Consider the following 23,009-nt stretch of genomic DNA (forward strand, 5'->3'; position numbering starts at 1 on the left):
TGCGCCCCAATTTAAAACGAAAGAAAACGAATGCACTTAGGGAAAACTCGGGGGAAAATCGCGCTAAAAGGAACCTAAGTGAAAAATCTCGAAAATACAATGGCCGCCGTTGGTGACCCAGGTCACGGATCCACGGAAGTTCTTCCAGTGAGCGATTTCTCCTCCGCCTCGCCCCAGCCAGCGAACCCGGCCCCCGCCGCCGCGGATTGCGACGTGCTGGTCGTGGGCGGCGGCATCAACGGCTGCGGCATCGCGCGCGACCTGGCCGGCCGGGGCTGGCGCGTGGTGCTGTGCGAGAAGGACGACCTGGCCTCGCACACCTCTTCTTCTTCCACCAAGCTGATCCACGGCGGGCTGCGCTACCTGGAGTATTACGAGTTCTCGCTGGTGCGCAAGGCATTGCAGGAGCGCGAGGTGCTGCTGAAGAGCGCGCCGCACATCATGTGGCCGCTGCGCTTCGTCATGCCGCACGACCCCCGGGACAAGTCCTTGCGCCCGGCCTGGATGATCCGCATCGGCCTGTTCATGTACGACCACCTGGCCAAGCGCGAGGTGCTGCCGCCCTCGCGCAGCGTCGACCTGCGCCGCCACGCGGCCGGCAAGCCGCTGAAGGACCAGTACAAGCGCGGCTTCGTGTATTCCGACGGCTGGGTCGACGACGCCCGCCTGGTGGTGCTGAACGCGCTGGACGCGCAAGCACGCGGGGCCGAGGTGCTCACGCGCACGCGCTGCGTGCATGTGCAGCGCGGCGCCGACGATTGGGTCGCCACGCTGGAAGGGCCCGACGGCGCCCATCGCACGCTGCGCGCCCGCGCGGTGGTGAATGCGGCGGGGCCGTGGGCCGAGTCCTTTCTGCGCGGCGTGGCGCACTCGGCCAAGGGCGAGGCGCTGGCCACCAAGAGCCTGCGGCTGGTGAAGGGCAGCCACATCGTGGTGCCGCGGCTGTTCGAGCACGACCACGCCTACATCTTCCAGAACCCCGACAAGCGGATCATCTTCGCCATTCCGTACCAGGAAGAGTTCACGCTGATCGGCACCACCGACATCGAGATCAGCGGCGACGACCCGGGCGGCGCGCGCATCGAGCAGGAAGAAATCGACTACCTCTGCACCCAGGCCAGCCGCTACTTCGACAAGCCCATCGTGCCGGCCGACGTGGTGTGGACCTACTCGGGCGTGCGCCCGCTGCTGGACGACGCCTCGGGCGACCCGTCGGCGGTCACGCGCGACTACCTGCTCGAGTCGAACACCGCGGCCGCGCCGCTGCTGTCGGTGTGGGGCGGCAAGATCACCACCTTTCGCAAGCTGGCCGAGGACGCGGCCGCCGAGGTCGGCAAGATGCTGGGCCAGTCGAGCGAGCAGCGCCCGGCCTGGACCGACGGCGCCTTCCTCGCGGGCGGCGACCTGTCGGGCTGGATCGGCGCCGCGCAGCGCCCCGACACCGACTTCGAGCGTTTCGTGTCGGCCGTGCAGGCCAAGCACCCGTGGCTGTACGGCCAGCTGGCCCGCCGCCTGGCGCGGGCCTACGGCGCGCGCATTGGCGACGTGCTGGGCGACGCCAGGTCTTTTGCCGACCTGGGCGCCGAAGTGGCGCCCGGGCTGTTCGAGCGCGAACTGCGTTTTCTGCAGGACCACGAGTGGGCGGTGAGCGCGCAGGACGTGCTCTGGCGCCGCTCGAAGCTGGGGTTGCACTACACGCCCGAACAGCGCGAACAGGTGGATGCGTGGATGCAGCGGCACGCGAAAGCGGTTTAAAACGGCGGGGAAAAGGGCGGTCTGCGAAGGCCGATCGACACAGACGAGCAGGGCGATAGTCAGACAGAGCAAGCGACAGCGATACCGAAAGCGATACCAAGAGCGATACCGGGACCGAGAGCGAGTGACCAGCGGCTGAACCAAGACCCGTAACGGGCGGAGGGGACACATGCAACTGACTCTGGAGCGCGTGACCAAGAAGGTCGGCGCGCAAACCTGGCTCTACGAGCAAAGCATCGCGCCCCGCAGCGGCGCGGTGACGGTGCTGCTCGGCGCCACGCAGGCCGGCAAGACCAGCCTGATGCGGCTCATGGCGGGGCTGGACACCCCCACCGCGGGCCGGGTGCTGGTCGACGGCAAGGACGTGACGGGCATGCCGGTGCGCGAGCGCAACGTCGCCATGGTGTACCAGCAGTTCATCAACTACCCGTCGCTCACGGTGGCGGACAACATCGCCTCGCCGCTGAAGCTGCGCGGCGAGACGAACATCGATGCCCGCGTGAAGGCGCTGGCCGACAAGCTGCACATCGGCATGTTCCTGGAGCGCCTGCCGGCCGAGCTCTCGGGCGGCCAGCAGCAGCGCGTGGCGCTGGCCCGCGCGCTGGCCAAGAACGCGCCGCTGATGCTGCTCGACGAGCCGCTGGTGAACCTCGACTACAAGCTGCGCGAAGGCCTGCGCGAGGAGTTGACGCAGCTCTTCGCCACCGGTGACTCCACCGTCATCTACGCGACCACCGAGCCCGGCGAGGCGCTGCTGCTCGGCGGCTACACGGCCGTGATGGACGCCGGCGAGCTGCTGCAGTACGGCCCGACGGCCGAGGTGTTCCACGCGCCGCAGTCGTTGCGCGTGGCGCGCGCCTTCAGCGACCCGCCGATGAACCTGCTGCCCGGCACCGCCACGACGGGCGGGGTGCAGCTCACGGGCGGTCCGGCGCTGGCGCTGGCCGTGCCTGAACACATGACGGGGGCCATGACAGTGGGCCTGCGCGCAAGCGCGCTGAACGTGAACGCGGGGGCGGGCGACATCGCCTTGCCCGGCAAGGTGGAGCTGGCCGAGATCTCGGGCTCCGACACCTTCGTGCACGTCGACACCGCGGTGGGCGAGCTGGTGGCGCAGCTCACCGGCGTGCACCGCTTCGAGCTGGGTGCCTCGATCACGCTGTACTTCAGCGCGGCGCAGGCCTATGTGTTCGATGCCGGCGAGCAGCTGGCGCTGGCGCCTGCGTGGCGCAAAGGAAACGTATGAGCCCCCTCTTTCATCACTGCGTGTATTCGCTGCCCCCCGAGGGGGAGGTGTGAGATGGCCCGCATCGATCTGAACCTGGCGCACGCCTACCGCCCCCACCCCACGCAGGACAGCGACTATGCGCTGCTGCCGCTGCAGATGAGCTTTCGCGACGGCGGCGCCTATGCGTTGCTCGGCCCTTCGGGCTGCGGCAAGACGACCATGCTGAACATTATCTCGGGCCTGCTCGTGCCTTCGCAGGGCACGGTGACTTTCGACGGCCGCGACATGACGCGTGCCACGCCGCAGGAGCGCAACATCGCGCAGGTGTTCCAGTTCCCGGTGATCTACGACACCATGACCGTGGCCGAGAACCTTGCGTTTCCGCTGCGCAACCGCAAGGTGCCCGAGGCGCAGATCAAGAAACGCGTGGGCGAGATCGCCGAGATGCTCGACATGAGCGGCCAGCTCAACCAGCGCGCCGCGGGCCTGGCGGCCGACGCCAAGCAGAAGATCTCGCTGGGCCGCGGGCTGGTGCGCAGCGACGTGTCGGCGGTGCTGTTCGACGAGCCGCTCACCGTCATCGACCCGCACCTGAAGTGGCAGCTGCGCCGCAAGCTCAAGCAGATCCACCGCGAGCTGAAGCTCACGCTGATCTACGTGACGCACGACCAGGTCGAGGCGCTCACCTTCGCTGAAGAAGTGGTCGTGATGACGCGCGGCAAGGCGGTGCAGGTGGGCAGCGCCGAGGCGCTGTTCGAGCGGCCGGCGCATACGTTCGTGGGACATTTCATCGGCTCGCCGGGCATGAACTTCCTGTCGGCGACAAGCGGCAACGGCACGCTCGAGGTGGCGGGCACGCCGCTGGTGCCCACGCGCGAACTGCCGCAAGGGGCGCTGAAGATCGGCATCCGGCCGGAGTACCTGCGGCTGTCGGCCGCGGGCGCGGCCGGCGCGGTGCCCGCGGTGGTGAAGAACGTGCAGGACGTGGGCACGCACGTGATGCTGAGCGTGGAGGCGGGGGGCAGCGTGCTGAAGGCGCGGCTGCATTCGGACGACGCGCCGCCCGCGGTGGGGGACACCGTGTGGGTGCGGGTGCTGGATGCGCACACGTGCTACTACAAGGACGAGGAGTTGGTGGCATGACACATCTATCACCCAGTCGCCGGTCTTGTCCCCTCTCCCATTGCGGGGAGAGGGTCAGGGTGAGGGCTTCGGCCTGGTCGCCGTTCGCCATCTTTCCAACGCCGTCGTCCCTCACCCCAACCCTCTCCCCGCAAGGGGAGAGGGAGACGGAGGGGAGGAGAAGGTCATGAACGCCACCAACAAGCCCATCAACCAGAAAGCCTGGTGGCTCGTGCTGCCCGTGCTCGTGTGCGTGGCCTTCTCCGCCATCGTGCCGCTCATGACGGTCGTCAACTACTCGGTGCAGGACATCATCTCGCCCGAGCGCCGCGTGTTCGTCGGCACCGAATGGTTCGCCTCGGTGATGCGCGACGACGAGCTGCACCAGGCGCTGTGGCGGCAGCTGGGCTTCTCGCTGTCGGTGCTGCTGGTGGAGATTCCGCTGGGCATCGGGCTGGCGCTGTCGATGCCGGCCAAGGGCTGGAAGTCGTCCGCGGTGCTGGTGGTCATTGCGCTGTCGCTGCTCATTCCGTGGAACGTGGTGGGCACCATCTGGCAGATCTACGGGCGCGCCGACATCGGCCTGCTGGGCCACGCGCTGCAGAAGATGGGCATCGACTACAACTACACCGGCAGCGCCACCGACGCCTGGCTCACGGTGCTGGTGATGGATGTGTGGCACTGGACGCCGCTGGTGGCCCTGCTGTGCTACGCCGGCCTGCGCTCCATACCCGACGCCTACTACCAGGCCGCGCGCATCGACGGGGCCAGCAAGTTCGCGGTGTTCCGCTACATCCAGCTGCCCAAGATGCGCGGCGTGCTGATGATCGCGGTGCTGCTGCGCTTCATGGACAGCTTCATGATCTACACCGAGCCCTTCGTGCTGACGGGCGGCGGGCCGGGCAATGCCACCACCTTCCTGAGCCAGTACCTCACGCAGAAGGCCGTGGGGCAGTTCGACCTGGGGCCGGCGGCGGCGTTCTCGCTGATCTACTTCCTCATCATCCTGCTGTTCTGCTTCGTGCTCTACAACTGGATGCAGCGCGTGGGCACGCAGCAGGCGGAGGTGACGCAATGAACGACAAGCGGTTCCACAAGCGCAGCATCTTCCTGGTGCTGTACATCGTGTTCGCGCTGTTGCCCATCTATTGGATGGTCAACATGAGCTTCAAGACGAACGAGGAGATCCTGTCGAGCTTCTCGTTCTTTCCGCAGCAGCTCACCTGGGCCAACTACGCGCGCATCTTCACCGACGAGTCGTGGTACTCGGGCTACATCAACAGCCTGATCTACGTGGCGATCAACACCGTCATCTCGCTCGCGGTGGCGCTGCCGGCGGCCTATGCGTTCTCGCGCTATTCGTTCCTGGGCGACAAGCACGTGTTCTTCTGGCTGCTCACGAACCGCATGACGCCACCCGCGGTGTTCCTGCTGCCCTTCTTCCAGCTGTACAGCACGGTCGGGCTGATGGACACGCACCTGGGCGTGGCGCTGGCGCACCTGCTGTTCAACGTGCCGCTGGCGGTGTGGATCCTGGAGGGCTTCATGAGCGGCATACCGCGCGAGATCGACGAGACGGCGTACATCGACGGCTACTCGTTCCCGCGCTTCTTCGTGCGCATCTTTCTTCCGCTCATCAAGGCCGGCGTGGGCGTGGCGGCTTTCTTCTGCTTCATGTTCAGCTGGGTCGAACTGCTGCTGGCGCGCACGCTCACGAGCGTGAACGCCAAACCCATCGTGGCGACCATGACGCGCACGGTGAGCGCGTCGGGCATGGACTGGGCGACGCTGGCCGCGGCGGGCGTGCTGACGATCGTGCCGGGCGCGATCGTGATCTGGTTCGTGCGGCACTACATCGCGAAGGGGTTCGCGATGGGCCGTGTTTGAAACTTCTCCCTCCCCCAAAGGGGGAAGGAGCAAGAGACGACAAGGAGACTCTGACATGTTCGACTGGATGGTCTGGACCACCCCCGTGGCCGTTTTCTTCACCTGCATCGCGCTCATGCTGGTCGGCATGACCGTGTGGGAGTTCAAGTCGCCCACCACGCTGCGCCGCGGCTGGCTGCCCATGGCCACCACGCGCGGCGACCGGCTCTTCATCGGGCTGCTTGCCGCGGCCTACCTGAACCTCATCTTCATCGGCCTGGCGGGCAAGTTCCAGGAGTGGCTCGCCCTGGAGGCCGAGCCGTCGATCTGGATCAGCTTCGTGCTGTCGATGGGCCTGCTCGCGCTGGTCATGCGCAAGGGCTGAGGCCCGGCCTTTTTTTCGTGTCGAGGAAACGTCCGGCTCTCCGCTTCCCGGGGCCGCGACAGGAGAGACCGGGAGCACCAACCGAGGAGACATTCATCATGAAGATGCGCTACACCGCATTGGCACTGGCAGCGGCGATGTTCGCCGCGCACGGGGCTGCATCGGCCGGAGAAGCCGAGGCCAAGAAATGGATCGACAGCGAGTTCCAGCCGTCCACCTTGTCCAAGGACAAGCAGATGGAAGAAATGAAATGGTTCATCGACGCGGCCAAGAAGCTGCAGGCCAAGGGCGTGAAGGAGGTGTCGGTCGTCTCCGAGACGCTCACCACCCACGAGTACGAATCGAAGACGCTGGCCAAGGCCTTCGAGGAAATCACCGGCATCAAGGTGAAGCACGACCTGATCCAGGAAGGCGACGTGGTCGAGAAGCTGCAGACCTCCATGCAGTCGGGCAAGTCGATCTACGACGGCTGGGTGTCCGACTCGGACCTGATCGGCACGCACTACCGCTACGGCAAGATCATGTCGCTCACCGAGTACATGGGCGGCGCGGGCAAGGAGTTCACCAACCCCGGGCTCGACCTGAAGGACTTCATCGGCACCAGCTTCACCACCGCCCCCGACGGCCAGCTCTACCAGCTGCCCGACCAGCAGTTCGCCAACCTCTACTGGTTTCGCGCCGACCTGTTCGCGCGCAAGGACCTGCAGGACAAGTTCAAGGCCAAGTACGGCTACGACCTGGGCGTGCCGCTGAACTGGAGCGCCTACGAGGACATTGCCGAGTTCTTCAGCACCGACGTGAAGACCATCGACGGAAAGCCCATCTACGGTCACATGGACTACGGCAAGAAGGACCCGTCGCTGGGCTGGCGCTTCACCGACGCCTGGCTGTCGATGGCCGGCGCCGCCGACAAGGGCATTCCCAACGGCATGCCGGTCGACGAGTGGGGCATTCGCGTGGCCGCCGACAAGTGCACGCCCACGGGCGCGTCGGTGTCGCGCGGCGGCGCCACCAACTCGCCGGCGGCCGTGTACGCGCTCACCAAGTACATCGACTGGATGAAGAAGTACGCGCCCAAGGAAGCCATGGGCATGACCTTCGGCGAATCGGGCCCGGTGCCGGCGCAGGGGCAGATCGCGCAGCAGATCTTCTGGTACACGGCCTTCACCGCCGACATGACCAAGAAGGGCCTGCCGGTGGTGAACGACGACGGCTCGCCCAAGTGGCGCATGGCGCCCGGCCCGAACGGCCCGTACTGGAAGCAGGGCATGCAGAACGGCTACCAGGACGTGGGCTCGTGGACCTTCTTCAAGGGCCACGACGCCAACAAGACGGCCGCGGCCTGGCTCTACGCGCAGTTCATCACCGCCAAGACCACCTCGCTGAAGAAGTCGATCACCGGGCTGACCTTCATTCGCGACAGCGACATCCGCTCCGACTTCTTCACGCAGAACGCCAACAAGTACGGCGGCCTGATCGAGTTCTACCGCAGCCCCGCGCGCGTGGCCTGGACCCCGACCGGCACGAACGTGCCCGACTACCCCAAGCTCGCGCAGCTCTGGTGGAAGAACGTGGCCGAGGCCGTCACGGGCGAGAAGACGCCGCAGAAGGCCATGGACAACCTGGCCGACGAGATGGACAACGTGATGGCCCGGCTGGAACGCGCCGGCATGGCCAAGTGCGCGCCCAAGCTCAACCCCAAGGGCGACCCGGCCAAGTACCTGAGCGACGACCACGCCCCGTGGAAGAAGCTGGCCAACGAGAAGCCCAAGGGCGAGACCATCGACTACAACAAGCTGCTGACCGCCTGGAAGGACGGCAAGGTGCGCTGAGCACGCGCCTTTTCTTGGCCGCATCACGGGGGCCGCGCCGCAAGGTGCGGCCCCTTTTTTCGGTCCTTTTTGGCACTGCGGACGTTTGATCGTCTGATTGCCGCGACGGCATGACCAATGGCAGATGCGTGGGGCCCGACCTTCGCTTACATTCGACGGCCCCGAAATGCCGCCCAGTGACTTCCAGTTCCTCCAGCCCCTCCAGCTCGCCCGAGCCAGCCGCCACCGCCCCGAGCGCCGTCAAGCGCGTGCTGGTCCTTCGCTACTCCCAGTCCGGCCAGCTCGACCGGGTCACCGATCAGGTCGTGGCGCCGCTGCGCGCCGACCCGTCGATCGAGCTGCACGAGGAAGTGCTGCGCCCGCTCGCGCCGTTCCCCTTTCCGTGGCCGTTCCTCAGGTTCTTCGACGCCTTTCCGGAATCGGCCCACATGAAGCCGCAGCCGCTGGCGCCCCTGTCGCTCACCGGTGATGAAGACTTCGACCTCGTCATCCTGCCGTACCAGGTGTGGTTCCTGGCGCCTTCGCAGCCGGTCACCGCATTCCTGAAGCACCCCGTGGCGGCGCGGCTGCTCGCGGGCAAGCCGGTGGTCACCGTCATCGCGTGCCGCAACATGTGGCTGCTCGCGCACGAGAAGCTCAAGGGCATGCTGGGCGACGTGGGCGCGCGGCTGATCGACAACGTGGTGCTGACCGACCCCGGCCCCACGCTGGCCACTTTCTTCACGACGCCGGCGTGGCTCATCTGGGGCCGCAAGCGCGGCTTCTGGGGCATGCCCGACGCCGGCCTGAGCAGCGAGCAGATACGCGGCACCGCGCGCTTCGGCCGCGCCCTGCGCGACGCGCTGCACCAGGGCCTGGAGCGCGGCACGCAGCCGCTGCTGGCCGGCCTGGGCGCGGTGCGGGCCGACGCGAAACTGCTGGTCAGCGAGAAGGCCGGCACGCGCAGCTTCTACCTCTGGGGCAAGCTCATCATGGCGGCCGGCGGGCCCGGCGCCTGGCAGCGCAAGCCGCTTCTGTTGCTGTACGTGGTGTTCCTCATCGCGCTCATCGTCACCGTGGTGCCCGTGAGCCTGACGCTGCAGGCACTGTTGCGACCGTTGTTCAGGGGGTGGCTGACTAAAATGACCGCCCAATTCGAGTGCCCTTCGGGCTCCGCCACGGACCGCACCTCCCTGTATGACGACTGATGTCTTCCTGACCCGCACCGCCGCCTTTTTGCCCTTTGCCCCGGTCAGCAATGAAGACATCGAAGAGGTTCTCGGCCGCATCGGCGGCAAGGCCTCGCGTGCGCGCCGGCTGATCTTGCGCAGCAACGGCATCCAGTCGCGCCACTACGCCATCGACCGCGCCACCGGCGCGCTGGCCATGACCAACGCGCAGCTCACGGCCTCGGCCATTCGCGCGCTGGGCGACGACCTGGGCCCGGTCGACTGCCTGGCCACCGGCACCTCGCTGCCCGACCAGCTCATGCCCAACCACGCGGTGATGGTGCACGGCGAGCTCGGCTGGCCGCGGCTCGAGGCGGTGGCCTGCGCGGGCATCTGCCTGGCCGGCACCGCGGCGCTGAAGCATGCGTGGCTGTCGGTGCGCGCGGGCGATGCGCGCCGCGCCGTGGCCACGGGCTCGGAGCTGGCGTCGGCCGTGATGCGCGGCTCGCGCTTCGAGGCCGAGCTGGAACACAAGCTCGAGGCGCTGGAGGCCCGCCCCGAGCTGGCCTTCGAGAAGGACTTCCTGCGCTGGATGCTGTCCGACGGCGCCGGCGCCGTGCTGCTGGAGCGCGAGCCGCGCGGCGCGCTGTCGCTGCGCGTGGACTGGATCGACCTGTCTTCCGCCGCGCACGAGCTGCCAGTGTGCATGTATGCCGGCGCCGAGAAGAACGCCGAAGGCGGCCTCGATGGCTGGGCGCGCAAGTCGCCCGACGACTGGCAACGCGAATCGACCTTCGCCGTGAAGCAGGACGTGCGCCTGCTCAACGAGAACATCGTGCGCGCCACGCTGGGCGAACCGCTCGCGGCCATCGCGGCGCGGCGCGGCCTGAAGGCGACGGACATCGACTGGTTCCTGCCGCACCTGTCGTCGCACTACTTCGTCGAGCCGGTGGCCCGGTGCCTGGAAGCCATCGGCCTGCCGATTCCGCGCGAGCGCTGGTTCAGCAACCTCGCGAGCAAGGGCAACACGGGCTCGGCGTCGCCGTACATCATGCTCGACGAGCTGTTCCGCTCGGGCCGCATCAAGCCGGGCCAGAAGCTCTTGATGTTCGTGCCCGAAAGCGGCCGCTTCTCCAGCGGTTTCATCTACATGGAGGCTGTGTAGCCATGGATCTCGACGCGGTGCCGCAGGAAGGCAATGCCACCCTGGCCGGTCATTCGAAGCTGATGTACGCCCGCGACGCGCAGGGCCGCGTGGTCACCACCACCTCGCGCGGCTGGGAGGCGGAAGAAATCGTCACCAGCCACGCGGTCGACCTGCTGGTCGGGCAGGCGCAGGCCGCCAGGCTGCGTGTGAAGGCGGGGCTGGCATCGCCGCTGGAATACTGGATGTACGAGCGCCGCATGGACGTGGCGCTGCTCTCGCAGACCAGCGGTTTCTGGCAGTGGCGCGTGCGCCGCCATTTGCAACCGCGGCATTTCGCCGCGCTGTCGCCGGCCCAGCTCGCGCGCTACGGCGACGCGCTGGGCCTGAGCGTTTCCACCTTGCAGGGCTTGCCGTGAAGTTTCAACACCAACAGGCGGCGCACTGCGAAAGCGGCGTCATCTCCAGCCTCATGCGCCACCATGGCGCGCCGATGAGCGAGAGCATGGCGCTGGGCCTGTCGTCCGCCATTTCGTTCGCGTACCTGCCGTTCATCAAGCTGTCGGGCCTGCCGCTCATTTCATACCGCATGCCGCCCAAGGCCATCATCAAGGGCCTGCTGGCGCCGATGGCCGCGCGCTTTCGCTTCGAGACCTTTCGCAGCCCCGAAGCCGGCCAGCAACGGCTGGACGCGCTGCTGGCCGACGGCAAGCTGGTGGGCCTGCAGACCTCGGTCTACTGGCTGCCGTACTTTCCGCCGAACATGCGCTTTCACTTCAACGCGCACAACCTGCTGGTGTACGGCAAGGAGGGCGACGACTACCTCATCAGCGACCCTGTGTTCGAGGAGCCCGTGCGATGCGCCAGCGCCGACCTGGCCCGCGCCCGCTTCGCCAAGGGCGTGCTCGCGCCCAAGGGCCTCATGTACTACCCCCAGGCCATCGACCGCAAGACGGTGGATGCGGCCTCGGTCACCAAGGCCATCCGCAAGACCGTGCGCAACATGCTCGCGCCCATTCCCATCGTGGGCGTGCGCGGCATGCACACGCTGGCCAGGCGCATGCAGAAGCTGTCGCCCACCGACCCGCGCAGCGTCGACTTCATCGGCCACGTGGTGCGCATGCAGGAAGAAATCGGCACGGGCGGCGCGGGCTTTCGCTTCATCTACGCGGGCTTCCTGCAAGAGGCCGCGCAGCTGCTTGACAAGCCGCAGCTGCAACAGATGTCGGAGCGCCTCATCGCCATCGGCGATGGCTGGCGCGCCTTCGCGCTGAAGGCCGCGCGCATGGTGAAGGGGCGCGAAGCGGTCGACCCGGTCGCGCTGGCGGGCAAGCTGCGGGAGCAGGCGCAGGAGGAAGAGCGCTTCTTTCGCGATCTCAAGGCTGCGGTTGCTTGATGGCAAGTCATTCAGGGTGCGATCACGCCGACGGGGTATCCCTTTTCTCGAATGTCCCCCGGCCTTCGGCCTCCTCCTTTATTTCTCGAAAAGGGACACCCCGCCGTCGTGATCGTTGGGCAATGCAGTCGTTGATCGCAGATCACCCGCTGCGTGCCCAGCTGAACAGGGCGTCGGGTGCTTCCCGCAGCGAAATAAAGGAGGAGGGGCGCAGCCCCGGGGGACATTCGCGAAGGGAAGTACCCGGCGGCCCGTTCACACGCCCCGAACGGCGGCCTGCAGACGCCGGAGAACAAAAAGCGGGAGCCAGATGCTGGAACTGAAGAACCTCAGCTACCGCTACCCGCAAGCACAGGCACCCGCACTCGACGACGTGTCGCTCGAAGTTCCCAGAGGCTGCGTGATGGGCCTGCTCGGCCCCAACGGTGCAGGCAAGACGACACTGATCTCGCACCTGTCCGGCGCGCTCGCGGTGCAGTCGGGACAGATACTCATCGACAAAAAACCGCTGCAGCAGGTACGTGCGAAGACACCGACGCGCATCGCCGTCGCGCCGCAGGAGCACGCGTTCTATCCGATGCTCACCGTGGCGGAGAACCTCGCGGTGTTCGCCTCGGCAGGCGGTCTGTCGGGCGCGCGCAAGAAGCAGCGCATCACGGCCTGCACGCAGTTCGCGCAACTGGAACAGTTCTCCAGCGTGCGCGCCGAAAGACTTTCCGGTGGCCTCAAGCGGCGGCTCAACCTTGCCATCGCGCTGCTGCCCGAGCCCGAGCTGATGCTGTTCGACGAACCCACCGTGGGCGTCGATCCGCAGTCGCGCGCGTTCATCCTCGACGCCATCAAGAGCCTGGCGCAACAGGGCGCGGCCGTGATCTATGCGTCGCACTACATGGAAGAAATCGAGGCCATCGCCGACCGCGTCGCCATCCTCGACCACGGCCAGGTGCTGCGCGAAGGCGCGCTCGACGAACTGCTTTCGAAAAGCGCCATGTTGCTCACCCTGGCCGCCGACGGGCTCGATGCGCTGATGCTCTCGCCCTTCGGCACGGTGGAGCAAGCCGGTACGCACTGGCGCGTGCACCTGAGCGCCGGCAACGGGCCCGCTTCCGTGCTGGCCGCGCTCGAAGCCGCCGGCATCGAGGTGCGCCACGCCGAGTTCGGCCGCCACGACCTCGAGCAGCTCTTCATGACGCTCACCCACCGCTCGCTGCGCGACTGAACGCACCCCATGCTCCTCGCGCTCATCAAGAAGGAACTGCTCGCCCTCGTGCGCGACATGCACGGCCTGGCCGCGCTGTTCTTCATGCCCATGGTGTTCATCGTGCTGATGTCGCTCACGCTGAAGGACATCTACCGCCCGCCGCTGGCCGAGCTGAACTACGCCGTCGACATGCGCGACAGCGCCACGCCCGCGCAGTGGCTGCTGCAGCTCTGGCAGCGCAACCACGGCGCGCCCCAGCCGCTGGGCGCCGACTGGCAGGCGCGCCTGCGCAACGGCTCGCTCAAGTACGTGATCGTGATGGAGCCGGGCCTGTCCGAGGAACTGGAATCGGCCGCGCTGTCGACGCAGGCGCGCATCCGCCTGCTGACCGAGCCCGGCATCGACGCCAACCTGTTCAACGCGCTGCGCGCCGAGCTCGTCGGCGCGTCGGGCGAGCTCAAGGCGCGGCTTGCGCTGGCGGTGCCCGGCACGGCCAGCCCCGCGCCCGATGCGTCGATCCAGGCGATGGTGAACGCCGAGCGCTTTTCCACCGCCGGCCCGCGGCCGACCTCGGTGCAGCAGAACGTGCCCGCGTGGCTGGTGTTCGGCATGTTCTTCGTGGTGGCCTCGCTGTCGAGCCTGTTCGTGCAGGAGCGCAGCTCGGGCGCGCTGGGCCGGTTGCAGAGCCTGGGCGTGTCGCGCACCACGCTGCTGGCGTCGAAGGCCTTGCCCTACCTGGGCGTGAACGCGCTGCAGGCCGTGTTCATGCTGGCCGCCGGCATCTGGTTCATGCCGCTCGTGGGCGGCGACGCGCTCTCGCTCGCGGGCATCCACTGGGGCGCGCTGCTGCTGTCGCTCGCGGCCGTCAGCCTGGCGGCGGTGAGCCTGTCGCTCGCGCTGGCCTGCCTGGTGCGCAGCCATGCGCAGGCCGCCACCATCGGACCGATGGTCAATGTGCTGATGGCCGCGGCGGGCGGCATCATGGTTCCCAAGTTCGTCATGCCCGGGTTCATGCAGCGGCTGGTCGAGGTGTCGCCGATGAACTGGGGGCTCGAGGCCCTGCTGACCGTGCTGCTGCGCGGCGGCGGCGTGGCCGATGCGATGCCGCAGGTTGCCCGGCTGGTCGGCTTTGCGGCGCTGATGTTCTTGCTGGCCGTTTTCTTGTTTCGCAGGCGCACACCGTGAGCACAGTCACCCCCGAATTCATCGCCAGCCTCAAGGCCATGGTGCTCGAAGCAGTCGAGAAGGATGCGCCCCCCGGCGGCCTGGGCGACGACGAGCCGCTGTTCGGCCCCGAGGCCCGGCTCGACCTCGATTCGCTCGATGCGCTGCAGGTGTCCATGACGATCCAGCAGCGCTTCGGCCTGCGCATGCCAGACAGCAAGGAAACGCGCCGGGCGCTGAGCTCCGTCGCGCACCTTGCGGAACACCTGGCACAGCACCTGGCGCTTGCCGGAAAAGCATGACAGCGGTGTTCCTCGCCGGCATGGGCCTGGCCTGCGTGCTGGGCGACGACATGCCCGCCGTGCTGGCCGCGCTGCGACGCGGCGGCGTGCCGCCCACGCCGGTGAAGGTTGCCGAGGGCGTGCACTGGCCGGTCTACAAGCTGGCGCGCGACGAAGGGCAACACGGTGAAGAAGGCCGGCAAGGCGACTGGACCCGGCGCGTGCGCCGCACGCTGCGCCACGTGGTCGCGCAAACCGGCGACTGGGGCGCGCGCACCGCGCCGCTGTTCGTCGCGTCTTCGTCGCTCGACATCGGCGGCATGGAGCAGCTGCCGCAGTCGCAACGGCTGGACGGCGACCTGCAGGATTTCGCGGACGTGGTGGCGACGGCGCTCGACTGGCAGGGGCCGGTGTTCACCGTGTCCACGGCCTGCACCTCGGCGCTCAACGCCGTGCTGGCGGCGGCCGACCTGGTTCGTGGCGGCGGTGCCGAAGAAGCCCTGGTCATCGGTGCCGAGATGGACAACCGCTTCACCGTCGCCGGCTTCGGCGCCATGCAACTGCTGGCGCCCGACCGCGCGCAGCCCTTCGGCGCGCAGCGCAAGGGCCTGGTGCTCGGCGAGGCGGTGGCCGCGTTGCGCCTGCGCTCGCAACCGGCGCGCTGGCAGGTGCTGGGCGGCGCGAACGTGGTCGACGGCCGCAACCCCTCGGGCACCGAGGGCAGCGCCGTGCGGGCCATGTGCCGCGAGGCCTTGGCGCAGGGCGGCCTGCGGCCCGCTGACATCGATCTCGTCAAGGTGCAGGCCGCGGGCAGCCCGGTGAACGACGCCATCGAGGTCGAGGCGTTGAAGCAGGTGTTCGACCCGCTGCCGCCGCTCGTGTCGCTGAAGTCGGCCATCGGCCACACGCTGGGCGCGGCCGGCGCGGCGGAGCTGGCCTTGCTGGTCGGATGCATCGAGGGCGGCGTTTGGCCGGCGGTGGACTACCCCCTCGATGACACGCTGGGCATCGCACTGAGCGCACAGGCGCCGCGCAGGCTGCGTCACATGCTGTTGAACGTCGTGGGGTTCGGTGGCGGGCACGCGTCGCTGGTGCTGAAGGACTGCACCGCATGACACCCGATGCATTGAGCGGCTGGCGCACCGTCGGGCACTTCGTGGCCGATCCGCCGCCGGCGGACTGGCGCGATGCGCTGGCGCAGCGCCTGGGCCGCAGGCCGCGCCGCGTCGGCCTGTGGACCGAGCTGGCGATGCATGGCGCGCGCTGCTGCGTCGACGCGGCCGGCGAAGTCGCATTGCCCGTCGGCGCGCGCATGCGCGTGGCGAGCCTGCGCGGCGCGTGGGACGCCACGCACGCGGGGCTGGCGCAGCTCGACGCGGGCCTGCCGATGCCCTTCACCTTCATGCAGAGCCAGCCCGCGCTGATGCTGGCCGAAGTGGGCCGCTGCCTCGATTGGCAGGGCGATGCGAGCTTCATGCTGTGCCGCGATGCGCAGCGGCTGCTGCAGCTTGCGAAGCTGGGCGCCTCGCGCGAGGGCTTGCTGTTCGGCGTGGTGGAAGAGCCGCGCGAGGGCGCAGCGCCGCGGACCGAATGGTGGCGGCTGGTGCCCGCCTGACGATGCTCGACTGAACGCGGCGTGTGGGGCGCGGCCTCAGCCCGCGATCGACCGCTGCAGGTTGGCGCGCGCCCGTGCCTCGAGCAGCGCGTGCATGCGCGGCGTGGCGTAGATGGCGTCGCGGTCCAGAAAGCGCTGGAGAATCGCGCGCCGCCGCGGCAGCCGCACCGCCGCCGGAACGAAGCCGTATTCCTCGCCGACCTGGCGCTCGTACTCGTCGAAGCGCGCACGCTCGGCGCCGAGGATCGACAGGTCGATATCGATCAGCAGTTCCGCATCGCGGCCTTCGGGCACCGCGTCGTGGCAGGTGGCCATCACCAGCGCATGCACCCGTTTGGCCGCGGCCTCGCCGGCACCCGCCGTGCGCAAGGCCTCGCGTGCCCAGTGGGCGCTGCGTGCTTCGTTGTCGTGTGCGTGCACGTCGTACACCGCATCATGGAACCACAGCGCGAGCGCCACTTCGCCGGGGTGTTCGGCCAGCGCCTTCTCGCGCTCGAACCAGCCGAGGCATTCGCCCAGGTGCTGCATCGTGTGGTAGTGGCGCTGGGGCTCGGCGTAGCGGCGCTGCAGCTCGCTGCACAGCGCGTCGTCCGGCGCGGCGACACCCAGCGCCTGCCAGGCCTGGTGCCAGTTAGCGCGCAATGCATCGGGCGTCATGGCGCTTGTCGTTCTCACTGCTCCATCGCGGCCTTGACCTCTTGTCCGAGGTCGAGCACCGACATGGCGTAGTAGCTGCTCCAGTTGTAGCGCGTGATCACGTAGAAGTTGCGCGTGCCGGCCACGTAGCTCGGCGGTGCGTCGGCGCCGTTCTGCAGCTCGATCAGCGCGAGCAGGCCCTTGTGGCGAATGCCTTCGCCCTCGGGCACCGCGCCCGCGGCCACGAAGCTGTCGGCGCTGAAGGTCGGCAGGATGTCGGGCGCCAGCAGCAGCGCCTTCTGCAGCCGTGCCTCGTCGAAGTGCACCGGGTAGATGGCCGGCATGCCGGGCTTCCAGCCGAAGCCCTTGAAGTAGTTGGCGACCGAGCCGATCACGTCGGCCGGGTTGTTGACCAGGTCGATGCGGCCGTCGCCGTCGAAATCGACCGCGTACTTGGCCATGCTGCTGGGCATGAACTGCGGCATGCCCATGGCGCCTGCGTAGCTGCCCAGCGGCGTGAGCGGGTCGTCGGCGGTGCGGCTCTCGGTGCTCAGGAAGCTTTCAAGCTCGCCGCGGAAGAAGGCCTGGCGCTCGGCGGCGCGCGGGTGGCCGTCGGGGAAGTCGAACGACAGCGTGGCCAGCGCGTCGATCACCCGGAAGCTGCCCATGTTGCGACCGTAGATGGTTTCCACGCCGATGATGCCGACGACGATTTCCGGCGGCACGCCGTACACCTGCTCGGCGCGCGCCAGGGTGTCGGCATTGGCGCGCCAGAAGCGCACGCCGGCCGCGATGCGCACGGGGTCGATGAAGCGGCTGCGGTAGGTCTGCCAGTTCTTCACCGTGCCGACCGGGCCCGGCAGCATCAGCCGCGGCACGTTGGGCAGGAAGCGCGCGCTGCCGATGGTGGCGCGCACCCAGTTGCGGTCCAGGCCGCGGCGCTCGGCCACTTCGTCGGCGAACTGCATGGCGTCCTCGCGCGTGGCGTAGGGCGTGCTGCCCTTCACCGGGGTGACGCCGGCCGGGCGGCCGTTGGAAGACTTCTGTGCGACTGCTGCCGGGGACCAGGCGCAGCAGGCGGCAAGAAGGGCGGCTGCCGCGGCGGCGCGGGACGGCGTAGGGAGAAAAAATCGCATGGCACGATTGTGCCGCCCGGGCGCGCGAAGGCCTTTCATCGACACATGCGGTTTCAGCCGCGCGAGTTCGCGCCGGGCCATGCGAGGCGGCGGAACTCCGATCGCAGGGTGGCGAGCGATGCCGGTACGGAGGGCCCCGGAGACCCGGACGGGGCGTAGCGCTGCGCCTCGAGCTTCAGCAGCCAGTCGCGCACCGGTCGCGCGGCCGGGCCGAAGCGGGCGTCGGCCGCCTGCGCCATCTGGCGCGGCGGGGCGGTCTCGGGCAGCGCGAGGCCCGCCTTGGCGAGCCGCGCGCGCGCCTGGCCGAGCAGGCGCAGCCAGGGGTCGTGGCGGGTGCGCTCCCACAGCGTCCAGGCGGCGCCGGCCAGGCTCGCACCCACCAGCAGATAGAGCAGCACATAGGCCAGGTCCTCGAGGCTGGGCGCGTCGAAGCCGATGTTCTTCAGCAGGTTGAGCTGGCGGCTCTGCGTGTAGTTGAGCACCCACTGGTTCCAGCCGTTGTTCACGGCCTCCCAGGCGGCGCGGATGTTCTGCGCCAGCGTGGGGCTCATGGCGCCGATGGCGCCGGCGAACAGGCCGGGCTGCTGGACCAGGCGCTGCGACTGCCCGATGCGCCCCGGCGCCACCGAGGCCGTCGGGTCCACCCGCGTCCAGCCCGTGCCTTCCTGCCACACCTCGGCCCACGCGTGGGCGTCGCTCTGGCGCACCACCCAGTACTTGTCGATGCCGTTGAACTCGCCGCCCTGGTAGCCGGTGACGATACGCGCCGGCACGCCCAGGTTGCGCATCAGCACCACGAAGGCCGAGGCGATGTGCTCGCAGAAGCCTTCCTTGCGGTCGAACCAGAACTCGTCGGCGGTGTCGTTGCCGTACACGCCGGGCTCCAGCGTGTAGGTGTAGCCGCCGGTGCGCAGGCGGCGCAGCGCGGCCTGCACGAAGGCCTGCGTGTCGGCCTGCGGACTGAGCGGGGCCAGCGCGGGGTCGGCGCGCATCTCGGCGGCCAGCGCGGCGGTGCGCGGGTTGGTGTCGGGCGGCAGCGCCAGGTAGGCCTGCAACTGGCCGGCGGTGCGCTTGAGCGGGCCGCTCTGGAACTGGGTGTAGCTCTCGGCGCGGTAGCGCACCAGGTCGTTCAGCGGCCGGTTGGCGAACCACTGCATGTCGGAGGTGCCAGTCACTTCCAGCCCCGGCGCCACGGGCGCCTTCTGCGCCACGTCGAGCGTCAGCAGCAGGGGGCGGTTGCTGGGTTCGAGCGTGACCTCGTAGCGCACCGGCTCGCCGCTCACGCGCAGGTTGGAGGCGCCCTGGCCGCTTTGAGCACCGCGGGCCCACAGGGGCAGCGCGGTCCATTCGCGGCCGTCGAACTGCGCGAGCACCGGGCCGCGGAAGTACAGCTGGCTCTGCGGCGGCGCCTTGTCGTTCTCGAACCGGATGCGCGCGGCAATGCTCTCGTCGAGCGCCAGCTCGGCGATGGTGCCCACGCGCATGGTGTTCGACAGCCCCGTGCGCCCCGCCATCGCATCGCCCGGCGTGCCCCACAGCGGCGCCAGCCGCGGGAACAGCATGAACAGCGCCAGCATGATGGGCGCACCCGCCAGCGCCATCCACCCGGCAGTGCGCGCGGCCTGCATCAGCGGCGGGCGGCCCACCGGCATGTGCGCGTTGACCAGCGCCGTGAGCAGGCCCAGCAGCGCCAGCAACATGGTGAGCGCGGTGAGCAGCGACTGCGAGTAGAAGAAGTTCGTGAGCATCGCGAAGAAGCTCAGGAAGAAGATGACGAAGGCGTCGCGCCGCGCGCGCAACTCCAGCGTCTTCAGCGCGAGCAGGATCACGACCAGCGTCACGCCCGCGTCGCGGCCCAGCAAAGTGCGGTGCGTGGCGTAGGTGGCGCCCAGCGTCATCGCCAGCAGCGCGATGCGCCACCACTTGCTCGGCAAGGGCCGCGCCTGCACGGCGAGCATGCCGCGCCACACCAGCACCATCGCCGTGATGGCGCTGCACCACCACGGCAGGTTCTCCACCTGCGGCAGCACGACCAGCGCGATGACCGCGAGCAGGAAGAGCGTGTCCCGCGCGTCGCGTGGCAGGGCGGCCAGCCGGGTCATGAGCTTGTTCATGGGTCAGGCTTTCTTCAGCACAGGGCCAGCGCCTCGAGGCAGGCGCGCCGGTGCGCTTCGCCCTGCGAGGGCTTCACCACCCGGCCCGCCACGCGCACGCCGTAGTCCACGCCCAGCCGGTCGGCCATCAGCACCCAGGCGCACAGGCGCGAGATGCGGGCCTCGGTCTCTGTCGCCGCGACCCCGGTGTGCTGGGCGTCGAGCCAGAGTTCTTCGCGCTGCGTCTGCTGGGTGTCGCGGCTCACCAGGTCTTCGGAGCCGGCGGCCTGCGCGCGCGCGGCTTTCTTCCACACCACCAGCTTCAGCGGATCGCCGCGCCGGTAGGCACGCACGCCGTCGTATTCGCCGGCGCTGTGCGAGCGCTGCGCGGCGGACACGGCGGCCGCGCCGGTCAGCGGCTCGCCCGGCGGCAGCGGCGGCGGGTGCGCCTCGGGCGTGGGGTACACCAGCATCTGCGCGGCCGGCCGCCACACGGTCCACACGCGGAAGGTGCCGAGCGGAAAGCGGGTTTCCGCCGTGAGCGGCGGCACGGGGTGCAGGCCCCGGCGCTCGGGCTTGAAGGCGATTTCCACGGTCGACGTGCCTTCGGCCGGCACGTCGGTCCAGGCCCACTGGCCGCTGCCGCGCACGGCCATGCCGATGCCGTAGCGCACGCTGCGCCGCGTGTTGTGCAGCACCACGCGAAACACCGCCGCCGCGCCCGCGTAGTGCGCCTCGGGCGCCACCATGTGCATCGCCAGCCCGCGCAGCGTGCCGTGGCACACGTGCATGCCCACGGCCACGCTGCCCGCGAGCAGGAAGGTCAGCAGGTAGCCCAGGTTGAGCTGGTAGTTGATCGACGCGATCAGCAGCACCAGCAGCGTGGCCGCCAGCGTCCAGCCGGCCCGCGTGGGCACGATGTAGACGTTGCGCTGCGTGAGCTCCAGCGTGTCCGACGGCGCACGCCGCGACAGGAACCAGCCGTCGATGCGCGAGCGCAGGGCGCCGGCCATGCTCACGGCAAGGGCACCGCCGCGATCATGGCGCGCACCTGCTCGACCGCGCCGCGCCCGGCATCGCCCACGGGCGTGAGGCGGTGGGCAATGGTTTGGGGCAGCACGGCCTGCACGTCGTCGGGCGCCACGTAGTTGCGGTTGGCCAGCAGTGCCTGGGCCTTGGCCGCGCGCAGCACCGCGATGCCGGCGCGCGGCGACAGGCCCTGCAGAAACCAGCGGCCCGAGCGGGTGGCGGCGATCAGGTCCTGCACGTAGTTCAGCAGCGCGTCGGCCGCGTGCACCTGCTGCACGCGCTGCTGCAGCGCGGTCAGCTCGCCGGCGGTCAGCAAGGCGGGCAGGGTGGACAGCATCTCCCGGCGGTCGGCGCCGGCCAGCAGCTGGCGCTCGGCGGCGCGGTCGGGGTAGCCCAGCGAGATGCGCATCAGGAAGCGGTCGAGCTGCGACTCCGGCAGCGCGAAGGTGCCGAGCTGGTCCTGCGGGTTCTGCGTGGCGATCACGAAGAAGGGCGTGGGCAGCGGGCGGGTCTCGCCTTCGACCGTGACCTGCTTTTCTTCCATGGCCTCGAGCAGCGCGCTTTGTGTCTTGGGGCTGGCGCGGTTGATTTCGTCGGCCAGCAGCACCTGCGCGAATATCGGGCCGGGGTGGAACACGAAGGCCTGCTGCGCCCGGTCGTAGATGGCCACGCCCGACAGGTCGCCCGGCATCAGGTCGGCGGTGAACTGCACGCGCGAAAACTGCAGCCCGAAGGTGTGCGAAAGCGCGTGCGCCAGCGTGGTCTTGCCCACGCCCGGCACGTCCTCGATCAGCAGGTGGCCGCCGGCCAGCAGGCAGGCCACGCAGTCGCGAACCTGGGCCTCCTTGCCCACGATCACCGTGTTAAGCTGGTTTAGCAATGTGGCTAGCTTTGCAGCAACGTCCATATTTGTATCCATATGCAAACGATACCGTAAGACTTGCCAGCCCCATGCTGCGTGAGGTCTAGGCGTGGCGATAGAGACACATGGGCACGTGACGATAGACACATGGGCAAGACAGGCTACTTCACACACCGCGACTTCTGGAAGCACGACATGGGCGAGGGGCACCCCGAGTGCCCCGGCCGGCTCGATGCCATCGAAGACCGCCTGCTGCTCACCGGCGTGGGCGATGCCCTCGACCACCGCGACGTGCCGCTGGCCACCCTGCCCCAGATCACCCGGGCGCACAGCGCGGCCCATGTGGAAAACCTCGAGGCCCTGCACCAGCGCCTGGTGGCCGACGAGCCCGCCGGCGGCCCCGACCATGCACAGGTCGACCCCGACACCGTGCTCACCCGCTTCACCCTGCTGGCCGCGCGCCGCGCCGCCGGCGCCGCCATTGCCGCGACCGACGCCGTGATGGCCGGCGAGCTGGAAAACGCCTTCTGCTCCGTGCGCCCTCCCGGCCACCACGCCTGCCGGGAGCAGGCCATGGGCTTCTGCTTCTTCAACAACGTGGCCATTGCCGCGCGCCACGCCATCGAGGTGCACGGCCTGGAGCGCGTGGCCATCGTCGACTTCGACGTGCACCACGGCAACGGCACCGAGAACATCCTCTCGAACGACCCGCGCGTGCTGATGGTCGGCTTCTTCCAGCACCCGTTCTATCCGTACAGCGGCACCGACCACCCCGCGCCCAACATGCTGAACATGCCCATTCCGGCCTACACCCGGGGCATGGACGTGCGCGAGATGATCGAGGCGGTGTGGATGCCGCGGCTCGAGGAATTCAAGCCGCAGATGGTGTTCATCAGCGCCGGCTTCGACGCCCACCGCGAAGACGACCTGGGCCAGCTCGGGCTCAACGAGAACGACTTCGCCTGGATCACCGGGCGCGTGCACGACGTGGCCAGGCGCCATGCCAAGGGTCGCATCGTTTCCATGCTGGAAGGCGGCTACAACCTCGACGCCCTGGCGCGCAGCGTGGAAGCCCACATCCGCGTGCTGGCCGATCTTTAGCCTGCGCGGGGGCTG

At 68.8% G+C, this 23,009-nt stretch carries 22 protein-coding genes; 17 read left to right on the forward strand and 5 right to left on the reverse strand.

The window, feature by feature from the left end; genetic code table 11:
* The first annotated feature begins 78 nt into the window (after positions 1-78).
* The 16 genes from glpD to AB6807_RS18915 all read left to right on the forward strand — a co-directional run bounded on the left by glpD (position 79) and on the right by AB6807_RS18915 (position 16,137).
* Positions 79-1,755 carry a glycerol-3-phosphate dehydrogenase gene (gene glpD, locus AB6807_RS18840; RefSeq protein ID WP_116909828.1) on the forward strand — a complete coding sequence of 559 codons (1,677 nt, stop codon included), beginning with the start codon at positions 79-81 and terminating at the stop codon, positions 1,753-1,755.
* A 169-nt stretch (positions 1,756-1,924) separates the two neighbouring features.
* The gene (locus AB6807_RS18845; RefSeq protein WP_371085738.1) at positions 1,925-3,001 is read left to right on the forward strand and encodes an ABC transporter ATP-binding protein; all 1,077 of its coding nucleotides are present in this window, start codon (positions 1,925-1,927) and stop codon (positions 2,999-3,001) included.
* Between the two features lie 54 nt (positions 3,002-3,055).
* Positions 3,056-4,126 carry an ABC transporter ATP-binding protein gene (locus tag AB6807_RS18850; RefSeq protein ID WP_371085739.1) on the forward strand — a complete coding sequence of 357 codons (1,071 nt, stop codon included), beginning with the start codon at positions 3,056-3,058 and terminating at the stop codon, positions 4,124-4,126.
* A 166-nt stretch (positions 4,127-4,292) separates the two neighbouring features.
* Positions 4,293-5,183, forward strand: a complete 891-nt coding sequence (locus AB6807_RS18855) for a carbohydrate ABC transporter permease (protein ID WP_116909825.1) — start codon at positions 4,293-4,295, stop codon at positions 5,181-5,183.
* Entirely contained in the window at positions 5,180-5,992 is an 813-nt protein-coding gene (locus AB6807_RS18860; RefSeq protein ID WP_116909824.1) for a carbohydrate ABC transporter permease, read from the forward strand. The genes AB6807_RS18855 and AB6807_RS18860 overlap by 4 nt, the downstream gene beginning before the upstream one ends.
* Positions 5,993-6,047: 55 nt before the next feature.
* Positions 6,048-6,356: a DUF2160 domain-containing protein gene (locus tag AB6807_RS18865; protein WP_116909823.1), complete on the forward strand. Its 309-nt coding sequence runs from the start codon at positions 6,048-6,050 to the stop codon at positions 6,354-6,356.
* A gap of 98 nt (positions 6,357-6,454) precedes the next feature.
* Positions 6,455-8,188 carry an ABC transporter substrate-binding protein gene (locus AB6807_RS18870; RefSeq protein WP_116909822.1) on the forward strand — a complete coding sequence of 578 codons (1,734 nt, stop codon included), beginning with the start codon at positions 6,455-6,457 and terminating at the stop codon, positions 8,186-8,188.
* A gap of 176 nt (positions 8,189-8,364) precedes the next feature.
* The gene (locus tag AB6807_RS18875) at positions 8,365-9,375 is read left to right on the forward strand and encodes a dialkylrecorsinol condensing enzyme (RefSeq protein WP_371085740.1); all 1,011 of its coding nucleotides are present in this window, start codon (positions 8,365-8,367) and stop codon (positions 9,373-9,375) included.
* On the forward strand, positions 9,365-10,501 hold the full coding sequence (locus AB6807_RS18880; RefSeq protein WP_371085741.1) for a beta-ketoacyl-ACP synthase III: 1,137 nt from the start codon (positions 9,365-9,367) through the stop codon (positions 10,499-10,501). The genes AB6807_RS18875 and AB6807_RS18880 overlap by 11 nt, the downstream gene beginning before the upstream one ends.
* Before the next feature lie 2 nt (positions 10,502-10,503).
* Positions 10,504-10,899 (forward strand): hypothetical protein, encoded by a 396-nt coding sequence (locus tag AB6807_RS18885; RefSeq protein WP_371085742.1) that lies wholly within the window; start codon positions 10,504-10,506, stop codon positions 10,897-10,899.
* Positions 10,896-11,876, forward strand: coding sequence for a BtrH N-terminal domain-containing protein (locus AB6807_RS18890; RefSeq protein WP_371085743.1), 981 nt, complete (start codon positions 10,896-10,898; stop codon positions 11,874-11,876). The genes AB6807_RS18885 and AB6807_RS18890 overlap by 4 nt, the downstream gene beginning before the upstream one ends.
* Positions 11,877-12,186: 310 nt before the next feature.
* Positions 12,187-13,095 (forward strand): ABC transporter ATP-binding protein, encoded by a 909-nt coding sequence (locus AB6807_RS18895; protein WP_371085744.1) that lies wholly within the window; start codon positions 12,187-12,189, stop codon positions 13,093-13,095.
* A gap of 9 nt (positions 13,096-13,104) precedes the next feature.
* Complete coding sequence (locus tag AB6807_RS18900; protein ID WP_371085745.1) at positions 13,105-14,262, forward strand: ABC transporter permease; 1,158 nt, start codon at positions 13,105-13,107, stop codon at positions 14,260-14,262.
* A 38-nt stretch (positions 14,263-14,300) separates the two neighbouring features.
* Positions 14,301-14,543 (forward strand): phosphopantetheine-binding protein, encoded by a 243-nt coding sequence (locus AB6807_RS18905; protein WP_116910105.1) that lies wholly within the window; start codon positions 14,301-14,303, stop codon positions 14,541-14,543.
* The gene (locus AB6807_RS18910) at positions 14,540-15,637 is read left to right on the forward strand and encodes a beta-ketoacyl synthase N-terminal-like domain-containing protein (protein WP_371085746.1); all 1,098 of its coding nucleotides are present in this window, start codon (positions 14,540-14,542) and stop codon (positions 15,635-15,637) included. Before AB6807_RS18905 ends, AB6807_RS18910 begins: the two co-directional genes overlap by 4 nt.
* Positions 15,634-16,137: a hypothetical protein gene (locus AB6807_RS18915; protein WP_371085747.1), complete on the forward strand. Its 504-nt coding sequence runs from the start codon at positions 15,634-15,636 to the stop codon at positions 16,135-16,137. Before AB6807_RS18910 ends, AB6807_RS18915 begins: the two co-directional genes overlap by 4 nt.
* 36 nt (positions 16,138-16,173) lie before the next feature.
* Here AB6807_RS18915 and AB6807_RS18920 read toward each other — a convergent pair whose 3' ends face one another.
* The 5 genes from AB6807_RS18920 to AB6807_RS18940 are packed head-to-tail and all read right to left on the reverse strand — an operon-like array spanning position 16,174 to position 21,938.
* Positions 16,174-16,794: an N-methyl-D-aspartate receptor NMDAR2C subunit gene (locus tag AB6807_RS18920; RefSeq protein WP_371085902.1), complete on the reverse strand. Its 621-nt coding sequence runs from the start codon at positions 16,792-16,794 to the stop codon at positions 16,174-16,176.
* A 14-nt stretch (positions 16,795-16,808) separates the two neighbouring features.
* A complete protein-coding gene (gene mltB / locus AB6807_RS18925; RefSeq protein WP_286514540.1) occupies positions 16,809-17,909 on the reverse strand; it encodes a lytic murein transglycosylase B in 1,101 nt (366 codons plus the stop codon).
* Between the two features lie 53 nt (positions 17,910-17,962).
* A complete protein-coding gene (locus tag AB6807_RS18930; RefSeq protein ID WP_371085748.1) occupies positions 17,963-20,023 on the reverse strand; it encodes a transglutaminaseTgpA domain-containing protein in 2,061 nt (686 codons plus the stop codon).
* A 14-nt stretch (positions 20,024-20,037) separates the two neighbouring features.
* Positions 20,038-21,015 (reverse strand): DUF58 domain-containing protein, encoded by a 978-nt coding sequence (locus tag AB6807_RS18935; protein ID WP_116909811.1) that lies wholly within the window; start codon positions 21,013-21,015, stop codon positions 20,038-20,040.
* Between the two features lie 2 nt (positions 21,016-21,017).
* Positions 21,018-21,938: a MoxR family ATPase gene (locus tag AB6807_RS18940; protein WP_116909810.1), complete on the reverse strand. Its 921-nt coding sequence runs from the start codon at positions 21,936-21,938 to the stop codon at positions 21,018-21,020.
* 102 nt (positions 21,939-22,040) lie between these two features.
* Between AB6807_RS18940 and AB6807_RS18945 the strand changes: the two genes are divergently transcribed.
* Positions 22,041-22,994 carry a histone deacetylase family protein gene (locus AB6807_RS18945; RefSeq protein ID WP_371085749.1) on the forward strand — a complete coding sequence of 318 codons (954 nt, stop codon included), beginning with the start codon at positions 22,041-22,043 and terminating at the stop codon, positions 22,992-22,994.
* Positions 22,995-23,009: the final 15 nt, after the last annotated feature.

Source organism: Variovorax sp. RCC_210 (assembly GCF_041355175.1).
Lineage (GTDB): Bacteria > Pseudomonadota > Gammaproteobacteria > Burkholderiales > Burkholderiaceae_C > Variovorax.